We start from the raw sequence: 15062 nt of genomic DNA, 5'->3' as shown, positions 1-15062 counted from the left end.
GATCATACGCTGCGCGTGGCCACGGCCGGAGGCACGGAGGCCGCGCGGCGTGCCGGGCCGTAGACGGCGATCTGCCCGAGCAGCCACAGCGTGACCGCGCCCACCGGCAGGTAGGCCAGCGGCAGCCGCGGCAGCTCGTAGCGGCCCATCAGCAGCTGGTTGATGCCGAAGGCCAGCAGCATGCCGAGGGTGATGCCGATGGTGGCGAGGATGAAGTTCTCGGTCTGGAAGTAGCGCAGGATCTGGCCCCGGGTGGCGCCCAGCGCCCGGCGGATGCCGATCTGCTTGCTGCGCTGCTGGACCCAGAAGCTTGCCAGGCCGACGATGCCCAGCGCGGTGACCACCAGCAGGGCGAGGCAGACCACGCTGAGCAGCACGATCATGTCGCGGTCGGCGCGGAAGAAGCGGTCGCGGATCGCGCTGTAGGTCTGCTGGTCGATCACCAGGCGGTTGGGGTCGACCTTCTCCAGCGCGGCGACCGACGCGGCCAGCACCTCGTCGCGGCGCGCGGGGTCGGTGACGCGGACCATGTAGGAGCCGCCGTTGGTGTAGTTGTTCCGGACCGGCAGGATCAGGGAATCCGTCATGTTGCCGCTGCCGGCTTCGTTGGGCCGGGTGAGGGTTTCCGCCACGCCGATGATGGTCAGCGGCACCGGGCCCAGGTAGACGGTCCTGCCCAGGGCGTTCGCGCCCGGGAACAGCTTCTCCGCGACCGATGCACTGACGATGGTGGGGCTGGACAGGGTGCTGTAGTCGGTGACCTGTTCCAGGGCGGTGGCGTCCATGAACTCGTCCGGCCGGAAGTCGCGGCCGGCGGCCAGCCGGATGCCCAGGGTGCGGACCATGGCCTCGTCGCCCTGGTATGTCGCAGCGACCAGCGACGCACGCTCCTGCTCCGGGCTCAGGGTCAGGCCGGAGTTGGAGGCGCTGCTGGAGAACGGGAACTGGTTGACCATGGTGACCCCGGCCACGCCGGGCACGGCGCGCAGCGCCGCCATGTCCTCGCGGGTGCGGGCGTCTGCATTCTCGGTGGGGCCGATGCCGCTGAGCCGGATCTGCAGCAGTTCCCGGTCGGCGATGCCGCTGGGCCGGGAGACGGCGTCGATGCGCTCGGCGATCAGGAACAGCGCGTTGCAGACGATCGCACAGCTCAGCGCGATCTCCAGCACGATCAGCGCCGCGGCCGTCCTGTGCCGCAGCAGGGTGGAAAGGATGGGTCGGATGTCCATGTGTGGTTCCTCGAACGGGAAGGGCCGGGTCGGGCCTACTGCGATTTCAGCTGTACCGCGGGCGTGATCTGCATCGCGCGCCACGCCGGCAGGAGGCCGGCGAGCAGGCTCGCGACCAGTGCGAGCCCGAAGGTGGCGAGCAGCATCGAGCCGTCGAGGTGGGCGAGGGCGGCATAGCCGGTCGGACGCTGACGCACCGCCCAGAGGCCCAGCAGCGCCAGCCCGAGGCCGAGCACGCCGCCAGCGAGGCCGACCGTGCCCGCCTCCACCAGGCACTGCGCGAAGATGTCCCGCCGCGACGCGCCCAGCGCCCGGCGCACTCCGATCTCGCCGCCCCGGCGCAGGAACTTGGCCAGCAGCAGGCCGACGGTGTTGAGCAGGCAGACCAGCAGGAAGCCCAGCGCCAGCCACATCTGCAGGCGCACGTCGCCCGGCACCACCTGGCGGAAGTCCAGCCAGGACATGACGTCGCGCAGGCGCACGTTCGGTTCGCGCTGGAAGCGGCCGGCGGTCTTCTGCTGGGCGGAGTAGTTGTCGAGCCAGGCCTTGTAGTCGCCCGCCTGCGCCGGGCTCTCGAGCTCGACCCAGTACTGGATCCAGGCGCAGGCCGCGGCGATGTCGCGGCTGTCGCTGACCGGGCTGTTGCCGAAGCAGTTGGTCATGCCGGTGGTCGTCAGATCCAGGTCCATGGCGGTGGAGAAGGGGATGAAGACCTGCTCGTCGCGGCCGTAGGCACCGGTGTTGAGGTCGTAGAACTTGGGGCTGGGCGACCAGTCGTCGAGCACGCCGACGATGCGCAGCGCGCTGCCGTCGAGACGCAGTTCGCGGCCGGTGCTGTCGGCGCCGCCGAACAGCTTGTCGTTCAGCGTCTTCGAGATCACCACCACGCGGGCGCGGGCGTCGTCGTCGCTCCGGCTCCAGCCCTGGCCGTGGAGGAAGGGTGCCTCGAACATCGGGAAGAAGTCGGCGGTGGCATAGCGCGCCTGGTCGATGAAGGGCTTGAGCGTCGACGAGCCGGGCTCGATGATCGTGCGGCCGCCGACCATCATCGCCTGGCGCACGCCGCGCGCCTGGCGCAGCAGTTCCTCGGCGTCGTAGCGGGTGAGCAGTTCCATCGGCTCTTCGCCGGGAACCTGGGTGGCGACGGGTTCGGGATCCAGCTGCACCAGGAACAGACGGTCGCTCTTGCCGGGGATCGGGTCTCCGGAGAGCACCTTGAACACCGTCAGCGTGGTCATGCTGGCGCCGATGCCCAGCGCGATCGCCAGCACCATCAGCGCGGTCAGCGCCTTGTTGCGGCGGAAGCTGCGCAGGGCGAGCCTGAAGTAATAGGCGAACATGGCTGCGTCCTCAGGCGTCGGCGTCGGCGGCGGCGTTGGCGTTGGCCACGGCCTCGGCCTCGATGCGGCCCGCCCGGGCGGCACGGGTCAGGCCGGGCTCCACCGTGAGGTCGGTTGCCATGCCGTCGACGATGTGCACGTTGCGGTGCGCGCGCGCGGCCAGCTCCGGGTCGTGGGTGACCATGACGATGGTGGTGCCCTGCTGGTTGATGTCCTCCAGCAGCTCGAGCACGCTGCGCGCCATCTGCGTGTCCAGGTTGCCGGTGGGTTCGTCCGCCAGCAGCAGGCGCGGGCTGCCGGCGAGCGCGCGAGCGATCGCCGCGCGCTGCTGCTGGCCGCCGGAGAGTTCCGCCGGGAAGTGCTTCATGCGCGAACCCAGGCCGACCATGCCCAGCGCGTCCTCGATGCGCAGCTTGCGCTCGTTGGCGGGCATGCCGCGGTAGCGCAGCGGCACGTCGACGTTGTCGAACAGGTTCAGGTCCGGGATCAGGTTGAATCCCTGGAAGATGAAGCCGATCTTCTCGTTGCGCAGGCGCGAGCGCGCGTTGTCGCCGAGCCCCCTCACGTCGACGCCGTCGAGGTGGTATTCGCCGCCGGTGAAGGTCTCGAGCAGACCGGCGATGTTGAGGAAGGTGGTCTTGCCCGAGCCGGACGGGCCGGTGACGGCGACGAACTCGCCTTCCTTCACGCTGAGGTCGAGCGAGCGCAGCGCGTGCGTCTCGACCAGCTCGGTGCGGTAGACCTTGGTGACCTGGCGCATGTCCAGCATGGCGGTGGATCCTTGTTAGGTGGCGGAAGAGGGCATCAGTGCGCGCGGAACATGCCGGGGAGGACCGAGTCCGGCACGTAGTGGTGTGACAGCTGGAGCGCACGGTGGGGTTCGCCGTTCGCGGATTCAGCGAACGGGGCGTCGGGGTGCACATCGAAGTGCGACAGCCCGCTCAGGCGCCGGGGGACGGCGTCGGCCAGCTCGGCCGAACTCCAGTGCGGCCGGGGGGGGAATTGATGCTTGCGTTCATGGTCATTCTCCGGAAATGCGGACGCGGTCCGCTTGCTGGAACTGATCGCTGCCCGACACGACGATGCGTTCGCCGGCCTGCAGCCCTGAAACGATCTCGACGGCGGAGAGGCTGGAAGCCCCGGCCTGGATCGGACGCCGCGTGGCGCTGCCGCCTTCCACGACGTAGGCGAAGCTGCCGCCATGCTGTTCGAGGAAGGGGCCGCGTTCGACCATCAGCACGTCGTTGCGTGTATCCATTACGATGCGCGCCGACAGCCTCTGGTTCTGCCGCAGTCCGGGCGGCTGCTTGCCATCGGCGAAGCGCAGGCGCGCATTTACCTCGCCGTTGACGACTTCCGGCGACACCGCCGAGATCTCGGCCGGCCACTGCCTGCCGACGCTGCTGACCTCGGCCGGCATGCCGATGCCGAGGTCGCGGGCGAAGCTCTCCGGGACCTTGATCTCGACCTCGAACTGCGACAGGTCCACCACGCCCAGGATCGGCGCGTTGGCGGCCACGTTGGTGCCCTGGGCGATCTGCACCTGGCCGACCTGGCCGTCGAACGGCGCGCGCAGCGTGAGCGCCTCCACCTGGCGGCGCAGTTCCGCCACCACGGCTTCCTGGCGCTCGGCCAGCAGGCGCTTGTTGCTGGCGTCGATGCCGGCGCCCTGGCCCTGCAGCGCGAAGTCCTGCCGGGCCGCGGCCACGCCGATCTCGGCCTTCTTCAGGCCGTCGAGCGCGCGGTCGTACTCGTTCTTCGACACCGCGCCGCCTTCCCAGGCGCGCTGGTAGCGTTCGACGTCGCGCTGGGCGGCGACGTGGTCGATCAGCGCCTGGTCGAGCAGCTTCTGCGCATCGGAGCGGGTCAGCCGCGCGTCGAGCATGGCGCGGTTGGCTTCGCCCTGCAGGCTGGCGAGCGTGGACTCTTCCTGCACCAGCCGGCTGCGCAGTTCGGGACTGTCGATCACCGCCAGCTCCTGGCCCTTCTCCACGGTATCGCCGGCCACCACCCGGAGCGTCACGGTGCCGCCGGCGATCGCGTACAGCGTGGGGCTGTTGGCGGCAATCACGCGCCCGTCGGCCGAGAGGTCGCGGACCAGGTCGCCGCGCACCACTTCGGCGATGCGCAGGCGCGAAGCATCGAGCGAGCGGCCGCCGGAGGCCCAGGACGCCACCGTCCACGCGGCCGCGGCCAGCAGGAGGACACCCGCCAGCGCGGGCCAGGTCCAGCGCCGCAGGCGTCGTCCAGTGGCGAGGGGCTCGCGGGGGGCGTCCTGGCCGGACGTATCACGGATGGGGCGGAGAGGGGACATGGAGCGTTCCGGGGTGGTGTTCACCCTGGGATACGCAGGCTCCGTGCCAAACGCCAAGTCTCTGATCCGGAAGGGTTTCAGGCCGGGGCCGCAGTGTCCGGAGCGAGCGTCCCGGACGTCCGCCGGTGTCCGCCACCGGACGCAGGAGGGGGCATCTCCCCGCGCGCCCTTCCGGTCAGATTGTTAAACATATGTGTATTTCAGGTTCAAGTGAGATTAGTATCGGGTCGCTCCATCGTTCAGGTGGGGTCCAGTGGCGACGAGAAGGGGAGCCTCACGGCAGTCGCGGCAGGTCTTTGATTCCTATTCCGGAGAGAGAGATGAACCCGAAACGCAGCAAGCTGCGGGAGGCGATTGCGGTCGCGCTCGCCGTCAGCGCAGTCGGCATCGCAGGAACCAGCACCGCTTTCGCACAGGACCAGGGCGCCACGGAGACACTCGCGAGCGCCACCACCCTGGACACGATCCGGGTCACCGGCACCCGCATCCGCAGCCAGACGATGACCGCGTCCAGCCCGGTCACCGAGATTTCCCAGGAAGAGTTCAAGTACTCAGGCGCCACCACGGTGGAGGACCTGGTCAACCAGTACCCGCAGCTGGCGCTGGATTTCGACAACTTCCTCAACAACGGTTCCACCGGCTATGCGACCGTGGACCTGCGCGCCATGGGTCCCAGCCGGACCCTCGCGCTCGTCAACGGCCGCCGCATTCCCAAGGGGCTGGGCGAAACGCCCGACATCAGCATCGTGCCCGCGGCGCTGCTGCAGCGCGTCGACGTGCTCACGGGTGGCGCCTCGGCCGTCTACGGCTCGGACGCGATTGCCGGCGTGGTCAACTTCATCCTCGACAACAGGTTCGAGGGCGTCAGCGTCAACCTCGGCTATTCGGGCTACCAGCACGACAATGACAACGGCTACATCCAGGGGCTGATGGACCAGCGCGGCTTCGACTATCCGACCGGAGACTCGGGGCTGGACGGGACCACGCGCAACATCGACCTGGCCATCGGCGGCGCGTTCGGCGAGGGCGGCCACGCCATGGCATGGGCGACCTGGCGCAAGGGCCGCGCGCTGCTGCAGGGCCAGCGCGACTACTCGTCGTGCGCGCTGAACGGTGCAGGTACCGCCTGCGGCGGCTCTCCCACCGCCGACCCCGCCAACTTCTACATCGTGGCGCCCGGCTCGGGCCTGTACACCTACGTCGCGCCTTCGACGTCGGGCTGGGTCATCCCGGACGGTCCGAACGTGTACAACTACGCGCCGATCAACTACTTCCAGCGCCCGGACACGCGCTTCACCGCCGGCGCCAGCGTCACCTACGACGTCAACGAATATTTCCAGCCGTACCTGGAAACCATGTTCGTGAACCGTCGCAGCGGCACCCAGATCGCGCCGTCGGGCGCGTTCTTCACCGACCTCGTGGTGAACTGCGGCACCGCCGTCATCGGCACCATGTGCTCGGACATCGGCATCACCGACGACGAGTTCGTCGTCTATGTCGCGAAGCGCAACGTGGAAGGCGGGCCGCGGCTCTCGAATGACGAATCGACCAACTACAGCATCGTCGCGGGCGCCACCGGCGCGCTGTTCGACTCCGGCTGGACCTGGGACGCCTCGCTCCAGTACGCGCGCACGACGGCGATGTCGGAGAACCACAACGACTTCGTGACCACCCGGGTGCGCGACGCGCTGCTGGGTTGTCCGACGGGCTCGTTCGACGGCTGCATCCCCTACGAGGTGTGGTCGGACAGCGTCACGCCGGAGCAGGCACAGGCGCTGCAGGGCGTCGGCATCGTGAACTACGCCACGGACATGAAGGTGTTCAACGCCTACGCGACCGGCGACCTCGGCTTCGGCATCGTCGCCGACAGGCCGATCAGCGCCGTGGCCGGCTTCGAGAAGCGCAACGAACGCTTCAAGCGCGTCGCCGACACCAACATGCAGACCGGCAACTTCACCGGCCTCGGCGGTCCGACCACGAACCTGTCCGGCGGCTACGACGTCGAGGAAGTCTTCCTGGAGGCCAACGTGCCGCTGGTCGCCGACGCCGCGGGCTTCGACAGCGTCGACCTGCAGCTCGGATACCGTTACACCGACTACAGCACGTCCGGCACGGTCGACACCTGGAAGGTGGGCCTGGGCGCCGGCTTCGCCGACAACCGTTACCGCTTCCGCGCCGGCTTCAACCGGGCGATCCGCGGCGCCAACATCGGCGAGCTGTTCGCGGACCAGCAGATCGCGCTCTGGGCCGGCGACGATCCCTGCGCCGGGCCGACGCCCGAGTTCACCGCCGCCCAGTGCGCCCGCACCGGCGTCAGCGCGGCGCAGTACGGGAACGTCGCCGCCAATCCCGCTGGCCAGAACAACCAGTTCACCGGCGGCAACCCGAACCTCCAGCCGGAAATCGCCAACACCTGGACCGTGGGCTTCGCGGCCAGCCCGATCGACAACCTCGAGCTGAGCATCGACTACTACGACATCGAGCTCGAGAACGTGATCGGCACCATCGGTGCGCGCACCATCATCAACCTCTGCGCCAACGGGCAGGACGCCATGTGCGCGCTGATCCGCCGCAACGCGGTCACCGGCGATCTCTTCCGCGGCAGCGATCCCGACACCTCGGGCCTGGTGGTCAACACCAACGGCAACTTCGGCACCCGCCGTTTCCGCGGCATCGACCTCACCGGCGGCTACGGCTTCCAGGTCGGCCCCGGCCGGCTCACGACGTCGTTCGTCGGCAGCTACATCCTCGAGCGTTCCTTCCAGCCGGTTCCCGGCGACAGCTCGGCGGACTACAGCTGCGAAGGCCTGATCAACAGCCAGTGTTCGACCCCCGAGTGGCGCCATATCGCCAACGTCCGCTACGCCTTCGACCGCTATACGGTCGGCCTGCGCTGGCGCTACATCGGTGAGATGGACTACCGCAACGTCGACGGGTCGACGCCGGCCAACGACCGGTTCCTCAGCGGCCCGGGCAAGCAGAAGGCCTTCAACTACATCGACCTGTCCGGTTCGGTGCGGCTGGGGGACAACATCACCTGGACGGTGGGTGTGAACAACATCGCGGACAAGGAGCCGCCGATGATCGGTGGCAACCTGAGCCCGGCCAACGCCAACGCGCTGGGAGGCTACGACCAGGCCGGCCGCTACGCGTTCACCAGCCTCACCTTCGACTTCTGACCCTTCGGGGGTCGAGTCGACTCTCATCTCCAGACAGCGGTACTTGGCGGCGGGCATGTCCCGCCGCCATTCTTTTCCTTTCCATGCGACTAGACTCGGACCAGCAACCGGGCGGAGGCAGTGGATGGCAGTGAGCGGAGACGCCCCGGACGGGGTGGCGCAGGGATACGCACTGTTGCGCGAAGGCCTGGTGCAACAGGCCACGGACCACGTCTTCGGCCTGCTGCAGGCGCGGCCGGACGACGTCGACGCGCTGGTGCTGGCGGGCGAGGCCGCGGTGGCCGGCGGCACGCCCGATGCCGCGGTCGGCTACATGCAGCGCGCGATCGACGCCAGCGGTGGCAACGACGGTCTGCGGCTCAAGCAGGCGAGCCTGCTGCTGCACCTGCGCCGCCGGCGCGAGGCGTTCGAGCTGGCCCTGGCCGTGGCCGGGACCGCGCGGACCCGCGGCGACGGCCGCGCGCTGTGGCAGGCGGCCAGCATCGTCACCAACTGCAACCGGCCGGGGAGGCCGTGCCGCTGTACCGGCAGGCGCTCGAGATGATGGGGCCGCAGCCAGGCCTGCTGTACGACCTGGCCGTCGCGCAGTTCTTCACCGGCGAATTCGAAGCGGCCGAATCCAATCTCGACCGGATGCTGGCGACCGCGCCGCAGGCCGGCCATGCGCTGTATCTGCGCAGCACGCTGCGCCGGCAGACGCCCGCGCGCAACCACGTCGACGAGCTGAAGCAGCGGATCGCCGCCGGACTCGGGCGCCCCGACTGGGACGCCGCGGCGTGGTACGCGCTGGCCAAGGAGCTGGAGGACCTGGGCGATCACGCGGCGGCCTTCGACGCTGTCGACGCCGGAGCCCGCCTGCGCAGGCAGTCCCTGGACTGCGACATCCGGGCCGAGTGCGAGGCCCAGGCGCAGATCCGCGCCGCCTACGGCCGAGAGGCGATGGCCGCGCCCGCGCGGGGCCATGTCGGCGAGGGTCCGATCTTCATCGTCGGCATGCCGCGCACCGGCACCACCCTGGTCGAACGCATGCTGGTGCAAGGGGGGAGCGTGAAGTCGGCGGGCGAACCGCTGGACCTGGGCAACCTCATCGGGGCCCATGCGCGCGAGGCGCTGAAGGCGCACCCGGGCCTGACCGCGGCCGAAGCATCGCTGCACATCGACTTCGAGGCGCTGGGGCGCGAATACGTGCGTGGCGTGGCCGAGGCGGCGGGTGCGGAACGCTTCATCGACAAGATGCCGGCCAACTACATGTACTGCGGGCTGATCCGGAAGGCGCTGCCGGATGCGCGCATCATCCATCTGCAGCGCGATCCGCTCGACAGCTGCCACGCGGTATACAAGACACTGTTCTTCAGCGCCTGGCACTTCTCGTACGACCTTGACGAACTCGCCCGCTACTACGTCGCCTACCGCCAGACCATGGCGCACTGGCACGAGGTGATGCCGGGCGCGATCCTGGACGTGCGCTACGAGGACCTGGTGCGGGATCCGGACGGGCAGGCCCGGCGCATCCTCGAGTGGTGCGGGCTGCCCTGGGACCCGGAGACCCGCTATGGCGAGGCACCCGCGAGGGTCGCCTTCACCACCGCCAGCGCGGCCCAGGTGCGCGAGCCGGTGCATGCGCGCTCGGTCGGGGGCGCGCGGCGGCACCGGGCGCGGCTGGAACCCGTCGCGCGCAGGCTCGCCGAAGCCGGAATCGCCGTGGACTGAGCGTCCTTCAGGGCGCGGGCTGCATGTCGAAGGCCACGGTGACCCGCGGTTCGGGATCGTCGAAGGGCAGGGTGCCGTGCCAGAGGTAGGACGGGAACACGACCAGGGTGCCTGGCCGCGGCTGCACCAGGCGGCGGGGACCGAGGTCCAGGCCCAGCGATGCCATTGGCTGCCCGAGCCGCAGCCAGCCGGGTCCGCCGGCGGCGTCATCGGCGGAGCGCTGGACCGAGCGTGGCAGGGCCACGTAGAACGCCGAGCTCAGCCAGCCTTCGTCGTGGATGTGGTCGGCGTGGTGGCCCGCGCTGCGCAGGCGCACCGACCATGAGCCGACGAAGCGGACTCCGCGCTGCCGGCGGGCGAGGAAGGGGTGTCCTGGATCCGCGGGCAGGCCGGCCAGCCAGGCTTCGACCGCCGCCCGCAGCGCTCCGGCCGCGGCGCTGACCACCGGGTCGTCGCGGCCGAACAGCCGGCCCGGCGTCTGGGTGCCGCCGCGCACGCTCTGTGCGCGCGGCTCGCGCGACGCCAGGTGCAGGCCGGCGAGGGTCGCGTCCAGCGCCTGCAGGAAGCCGGGCAGGTCGTCGTGGCCGGGCGGGGGCTCGACCGCGATCTCGCCCACCAGCCGGTCGTAGCCGAACAGCCAGTCCTCGCGGGGGTCGCCGGCCAGCCGCCAGGCGGTGCCGAGCAGGCTCCAGGCCTCCTGGTTGCCCGGGTCGCGCCGCGTGGCGCGCTCGGCGCAGGCGCGGGCGAGGTCGGGCTTGCCGGCGCGGAAGGCGTGGCGCGCATGGGCGTTGAGGAAGTCCACGCGGAGATCGCCCAGCTGCGCGGCGACGCGGGCGTACAGCACGCCGGCTTCGCCGTCGCGGTCGAGGCGGTCGAGCGCGTCGGCGGCCAGCCAGTCCAGCGCTGGCTGGCCCGGCGAGGCCTTGCGCAGCGGCTGGAGCCACTCCAGCGCTTCGGCGCTGCGGCCGGCCTCCAGAAGCGCACGCACGCAAGCCAGCTGGAGCGGAAGGTTGGCGCGCTGGACACCGGCCGCTGCGCACAGCGGCGCCAGCGGATCCTCGCCCGGGGCCAGCGCATCGCCATGCTCCCAGAGCAGGTGCGCCAGCGACTCGTGTCCGCCGACGAAGCCGGGATACTGCGCCACCAGCGCGCGCGCGGCGGCCAGCGCCTGCGCCGGCCGGCCCTGGTCCTGGAGCAGGCCGAGCAGCGCGTTGCGCACCTCGGGTGTGTCGCGGCCGAGTGCCTGCGCACGCAGCAGGCAGTCGCGCGCGGCCTGCAGCCGTCCCAGCCGCCGCAGCACCGCGCCGCGGTTGACCCAGGCCGGCGCTTCGTCCGGCGCGAGGCTGGTCGCCCGCTGCAGCGCCTCTTCGGCGGCCTCGAGCTCGTCCAGCGCCTGCAGGGCGCTGCCCAGGCCATGCCAGGCCTGGGCCGTGGCAGGGCCCAGCGCGAGCGCGCGTTCGAACTCGACGCGGGCCTCGCGAGGCCGGCCCAGACGCAGGTGCAGGCTGCCCGCGTGGAGTGCGGTTCGGACGGTGGCGGAGCAGCCACGAAGCACCCGAAGCGCCTCCTCGGGCCGGCCGCTCCGGCCCAGCCACGTGGCATGGTTGAGCGCGATCACCTCGTTCCCGGGGGCCAGCGCGGCCGCGCGACCGAAGGCCACGTGCGCGCCGGCCGCGTCACCGGCATCGGCCAGGCACATCGCCAGCAGCAGCTGCGCGGTCGGCCGCCTGCGGCGCCTCGGTCACCAGCGCCCGTGCAAGCCGCAGCGCGGCGGCGCCGTCGCCTTCCTGCAGCCGGGCCTGCGCGGCGAGGAAGCGCTGCGCCTGCGCAGGATCGAGCGGGCGCGCGGCCGGCACGCCTAGTGGACGCGCCGGGCGCGCAGGGAGACGCCGCCCGGCGTGCGCAGCATGTGGCTGCCCAGCGCGCCCTTGGAGATGCGGACCGGATCTCCCGGGGCGAGCGGGCCGGCGGTGCCGGCGGGCACGGTCCAGCGCTGGCCGTTGTCGAGGGTGAGCCAGCGCTGGCCGCCGGCGGTGTCGATGCGGTCCACGCGGGCCTCGATGCGGTCGGGTTCGACCTCGTGACCGGGTTGGCCGGGGTTTCGCAGCACCGGGGCCCGGCTGCGATGCGGGAGGCCGAATTCCTCCACTGCGCGCGCGGCCGCGGCCTCGCGCACCGTGTCCGGCGGCGGGAAGGCGCGGTCGTAGCAGGCCAGGCGCTCGGCGGGCTGGGGCGTGGCCGCGCAGGGATGGGCTGCGGCCGGCTGTGCGAGGACGCCGGCCGGCATCGCGAAGACGAGCAGCAGCCACAGCAGCGGGAGGTGCGGACGGGGCATCGCGATCTCCGGGTTCGGCCCGCGGGCGGGCGCTGGACTAGAGTATGCGTCCACGCGCGGGAGGGCGCAGATGCAGGACGCTGGCAGCGACATCGCGCGGCTGCGGCGCCGGGCCGGCGGACAGCTGGCGCGGCGCGCCTGGGCGGCGGCGATCGCCGACCTGCGCGCGCTCCTCGCGCAGGCGCCGCAGGACGCCGACGCCTGGTTCAACCTCGGCTACGCGCTGCGGCATGCCGGGGCCTTCGAGGAGGCGCTGGACGCCTATGCCGAGGCCCTGCGCCGCGGCGTGGCCGATCCGGCGATCGCGCACCTGAATCGCGCCGCGATCCTCGCCGACCATCTGCGCCGCGACGAGGCCGCCGAAGCGGAGCTGGGGCGCGCGCTGGCGCTGGTGCCGGAGCATCCGGGCGCGCTGCTCAACCTGGGCAACCTGCACGAGGAGCGGGGTCGCCGTCCGCAGGCCGTCGAGGCCTACCGGGCGCTGCTCCAGCGGGGTGACGGTGATCCGGCCGCCGCGGAGGCACTGGCCCGGCTGGCCCAGCTGCAGCCGCCAGCCGCCGTGGACGATCCGCTGCTCGAGCGCCTGCAGCGCGTCGCCGGGTCGCCGTCGCTGGCGCCGGCCACGCGCGCGAACCTGTGGCTGGCGCGAGGGCGTGCTCTGGACGCGCTGGGTGCGTCCGCGGAGGCCTTCGACGCGCTCGTCCGCGGCAAGTCGATCGCCCATGCGGACCAGGCCGCCTACGACCCCGCCGCCGCCGAAGCGCGCGTGCAGGCGGTGCTGGATGCGTTCCCGCTGCCGGCGCCGGACATCACCCCCACCGGTGCTGCCGGCACGGCGCCGGCGATGGAGCCCGCGCCGCTGTGGATCTGCGGCATGTTCCGCTCCGGCTCGACCCTGCTCGAACAGGTGCTCGCCGCGCACCCCGCGGTGGCGGCCGGGGGCGAACTCGACCTGCTGCCGCGGATGGTGGCCGGAGCCCTGGCTCCGTTCCCTGCGTCCATGGCCACGCTGGACGCGCCGCGGCTGAGGGCGCTCGCGCAGGCGTACCACCGGGCGGCGGTCGCGCGCCTGCCTCCCGCCGCGGGCGTGCGCTTCTTCACCGACAAGCGCCCGGACAACCTGCTGCTCGTGGGGCTGGCGAAGAGGCTGTTCCCGCGGGCGAAGGTGGTGGTCACGCTGCGCGACCCGCGCGACGTCGCGCTGTCGATCCTGATGCAGCACCTGAATCCGCGCGTCTTCCCCTGGGCGGCGACCCTCGACGGCATCGGCCATCACTTCCTGCTCCAGCGCAGGCTGGCGGCGCACTGGCAGGCGTTGTATCCCGACGACGTGATGGCCTTCGACTACGACGCCTTCGTCGCCGCGCCGGAAGCCCCGCTGCGCTGTCTGCTCGATGCCCTCGGCCTGTCGTGGGATCCCGCATGCCTGCGCTTCCACGAACTCGGCAACACGGTCAAGACCGCCAGCGCCTGGCAGGTGCGCAGGCCGCTGTACGGCGATGCCTCCGGCCGCTGGCGGCGCTACGGGGGCGCGCTGCGGCCGCTCGAGCAGATGCTGCTGGCGGCGGGCGTGGACCTGCCCGCGGCCTCGGATCAGGCGCCGGTCGCAGCCCTGTAGTCGCGCATCGCCCTGGCCAGTGCCTGGACCATCGCCCGCTCCTCCAGCGACAGCAGCGGATTCCACACGTCGAAGATCAGCACCACCCGCAGCCGGTCGCTGTCGTTGCGCGCCTCGTGCTCGATGGTGTCGTCGAACACGAACACCTTGCCCGGTTCCCAGCCGCGGCGGTCATGGCCGACGCGGAAGCTGCAGTCCGGCGGCACCACCAGCGGAAGGTGCGCGACCAGGCGCGCATTGGTCTCGCCGGTGTGCGGCGGGATGTGGGTGTGCGGCGCCAGTGCGGAGAACATCGCGTTCGGGCACAGGCCGGCGATGTCGACCGTGTCCACCGCTGCGAGTGCGTCCGCGGTGGCCGGGCACTGGGCGATGTTGCCGGGCACCGGGTCCCCGTGCGCCCAGAGGTGGAACGAGCTCCAGGCGCGGGAATGGTTCAGCGCCTCCCACTGGTTGACCGGCTGGTCCGGGCGGTAGGCGATGTAGGGCTGGAAGCGGTCGAAGCGCTCGGCGACCAGGGCCTCGAGTTCGGCGAGGATCTCGGGGGTCCGCGCCTCCAGGCCGGGAATCCAGGGGAACAGAGTCGGATCATGGAAGGGCTGGGCCGGCAGCCGCGGCACGTGCAGCTGGTTGCACTCGGAGTGGTAGGGGCGGGAGCGGCCGGCAAGGATCGACACCGCCTCGTCCCAGCGCCCCGCCACCGCGGGCGCCACGGCCTGCCTGGGCGCGGCCAGTGCCTGCTCCAGGAATGCGGCCAGCGCCTCGCCGTCGCGGGCCACGACCCCGCTCGCATGCTCCAGGCGCCGCTGCAGCGCCGGCGGCCAGTGCGGGCGCGGCGGAGCGACCTTCAGCGCGTCGCGGAACACGGCTGCCGCGGCCGGCACGCGACCGGCATGCTCGAGGAACTCCCCCTTGGCCAGCAGCGCGGGCAGGAAATAGGGGTCGAGCCCCAGGGCCGCATGGATCGCATTCCACTCGGCCGCGCCGTCGCCGAGGTCGCGGTGGACCACCCCCAGGGTCAGCGCCAGCATCGGATCGGCCGGGGCGATCGCGCGCGCGGCCTCCAGCAGTTCCAGCGCGCCGCGGGCGTCGCCGCGCTGGTGGGCATGCACCCCGAGGCTGAAAAGCGCCTGCACGTTGCCGGGATCGAGCGCGCGCACCTGCGACCACAGGCGTTCGGCTTCCTGCCAGCGGCGTGCGTTCGCGGCGCTGCCGGCGGCCGCGATCAGTGCCTGGAGACGTTCACTCACGAGGGACCCTCCGGGACGTCGATCCCCCGATTCTAGGCGCGCCGCGCTCGGCCTGGACAGCGCCCGGGAGCCAGCCTGCGTGCGAACCGG

The 15062-nt window shown here is 71.6% G+C and carries 12 protein-coding genes; 4 read left to right on the top strand and 8 right to left on the bottom strand.

Annotated elements, in window-relative coordinates:
• Positions 1–2: 2 nt before the first annotated feature.
• From FPZ22_RS05900 to FPZ22_RS05885, 4 genes are all read right to left on the bottom strand, one after another.
• Positions 3–1229 carry an ABC transporter permease gene (locus FPZ22_RS05900; RefSeq protein ID WP_144891282.1) on the bottom strand — a complete coding sequence of 409 codons (1227 nt, stop codon included), beginning with the start codon at positions 1227–1229 and terminating at the stop codon, positions 3–5.
• Between the two features lie 35 nt (positions 1230–1264).
• Entirely contained in the window at positions 1265–2569 is a 1305-nt protein-coding gene (locus tag FPZ22_RS05895) for an ABC transporter permease (RefSeq protein WP_144891280.1), read from the bottom strand.
• A gap of 10 nt (positions 2570–2579) precedes the next feature.
• Complete coding sequence (locus FPZ22_RS05890) at positions 2580–3338, bottom strand: ABC transporter ATP-binding protein (protein ID WP_144891278.1); 759 nt, start codon at positions 3336–3338, stop codon at positions 2580–2582.
• Between the two features lie 252 nt (positions 3339–3590).
• Positions 3591–4883, bottom strand: coding sequence for an efflux RND transporter periplasmic adaptor subunit (locus FPZ22_RS05885; protein ID WP_144891276.1), 1293 nt, complete (start codon positions 4881–4883; stop codon positions 3591–3593).
• A 320-nt stretch (positions 4884–5203) separates the two neighbouring features.
• Between FPZ22_RS05885 and FPZ22_RS05880 the strand changes: the two genes are divergently transcribed.
• The 3 genes from FPZ22_RS05880 (at position 5204) to FPZ22_RS05870 (ending at position 9772) form a co-directional block, all read left to right on the top strand.
• The gene (locus FPZ22_RS05880; RefSeq protein ID WP_144891274.1) at positions 5204–8062 is read left to right on the top strand and encodes a TonB-dependent receptor domain-containing protein; all 2859 of its coding nucleotides are present in this window, start codon (positions 5204–5206) and stop codon (positions 8060–8062) included.
• A 124-nt stretch (positions 8063–8186) separates the two neighbouring features.
• A complete protein-coding gene (locus FPZ22_RS05875) occupies positions 8187–8606 on the top strand; it encodes a tetratricopeptide repeat protein (protein ID WP_144891272.1) in 420 nt (139 codons plus the stop codon).
• Complete coding sequence (locus FPZ22_RS05870; RefSeq protein ID WP_144891270.1) at positions 8576–9772, top strand: sulfotransferase family protein; 1197 nt, start codon at positions 8576–8578, stop codon at positions 9770–9772. Before FPZ22_RS05875 ends, FPZ22_RS05870 begins: the two co-directional genes overlap by 31 nt.
• A 7-nt stretch (positions 9773–9779) precedes the next feature.
• On the opposite strand, the gene FPZ22_RS05865 is transcribed toward FPZ22_RS05870, so the two are convergent.
• Genes FPZ22_RS05865 through FPZ22_RS05855 form a run of 3 tightly spaced genes read right to left on the bottom strand, consistent with a single transcriptional unit; the run spans position 9780 to position 12107 of the window.
• Complete coding sequence (locus FPZ22_RS05865; RefSeq protein WP_144891268.1) at positions 9780–11471, bottom strand: tetratricopeptide repeat protein; 1692 nt, start codon at positions 11469–11471, stop codon at positions 9780–9782.
• Positions 11449–11628: a hypothetical protein gene (locus FPZ22_RS05860; RefSeq protein WP_144891266.1), complete on the bottom strand. Its 180-nt coding sequence runs from the start codon at positions 11626–11628 to the stop codon at positions 11449–11451. Before FPZ22_RS05860 ends, FPZ22_RS05865 begins: the two co-directional genes overlap by 23 nt.
• A gap of 2 nt (positions 11629–11630) precedes the next feature.
• Positions 11631–12107, bottom strand: coding sequence for a hypothetical protein (locus tag FPZ22_RS05855; protein WP_144891264.1), 477 nt, complete (start codon positions 12105–12107; stop codon positions 11631–11633).
• Positions 12108–12177: 70 nt separating this feature from the next.
• Between FPZ22_RS05855 and FPZ22_RS05850 the strand changes: the two genes are divergently transcribed.
• The gene (locus tag FPZ22_RS05850) at positions 12178–13725 is read left to right on the top strand and encodes a sulfotransferase (RefSeq protein ID WP_144891261.1); all 1548 of its coding nucleotides are present in this window, start codon (positions 12178–12180) and stop codon (positions 13723–13725) included.
• Here the strand turns inward: FPZ22_RS05850 and FPZ22_RS05845 are convergent.
• Complete coding sequence (locus tag FPZ22_RS05845; RefSeq protein ID WP_246120948.1) at positions 13701–14972, bottom strand: aspartyl/asparaginyl beta-hydroxylase domain-containing protein; 1272 nt, start codon at positions 14970–14972, stop codon at positions 13701–13703. The two genes, FPZ22_RS05850 and FPZ22_RS05845, sit on opposite strands and share 25 nt — an antisense overlap.
• Between the last annotated feature and the right edge of the window lie 90 nt (positions 14973–15062).

It is taken from the genome of Luteimonas granuli (assembly GCF_007795095.1).
Taxonomy (GTDB): domain Bacteria; phylum Pseudomonadota; class Gammaproteobacteria; order Xanthomonadales; family Xanthomonadaceae; genus Luteimonas; species Luteimonas granuli.
Note: the sequence above shows the minus strand (reverse complement) of the source record. Positions and strands in the feature narration are given on the sequence as shown.

What these genes read in the sequence shown, in the direction of transcription:
- FPZ22_RS05900 (WP_144891282.1), bottom strand. Translation starts at nt 1,229, where the DNA reads ATGGACATCCGACCCATCCTTTCCACCCTGCTGCGGCACAGGACGGCC.
- FPZ22_RS05895 (WP_144891280.1), bottom strand. Translation starts at nt 2,569, where the DNA reads ATGTTCGCCTATTACTTCAGGCTCGCCCTGCGCAGCTTCCGCCGCAAC.
- FPZ22_RS05890 (WP_144891278.1), bottom strand. Translation starts at nt 3,338, where the DNA reads ATGCTGGACATGCGCCAGGTCACCAAGGTCTACCGCACCGAGCTGGTC.
- FPZ22_RS05885 (WP_144891276.1), bottom strand. Translation starts at nt 4,883, where the DNA reads ATGTCCCCTCTCCGCCCCATCCGTGATACGTCCGGCCAGGACGCCCCC.
- FPZ22_RS05880 (WP_144891274.1), top strand. Translation starts at nt 5,204, where the DNA reads ATGAACCCGAAACGCAGCAAGCTGCGGGAGGCGATTGCGGTCGCGCTC.
- FPZ22_RS05875 (WP_144891272.1), top strand. Translation starts at nt 8,187, where the DNA reads ATGGCAGTGAGCGGAGACGCCCCGGACGGGGTGGCGCAGGGATACGCA.
- FPZ22_RS05865 (WP_144891268.1), bottom strand. Translation starts at nt 11,471, where the DNA reads ATGTGCCTGGCCGATGCCGGTGACGCGGCCGGCGCGCACGTGGCCTTC.
- FPZ22_RS05855 (WP_144891264.1), bottom strand. Translation starts at nt 12,107, where the DNA reads ATGCCCCGTCCGCACCTCCCGCTGCTGTGGCTGCTGCTCGTCTTCGCG.
- FPZ22_RS05850 (WP_144891261.1), top strand. Translation starts at nt 12,178, where the DNA reads ATGCAGGACGCTGGCAGCGACATCGCGCGGCTGCGGCGCCGGGCCGGC.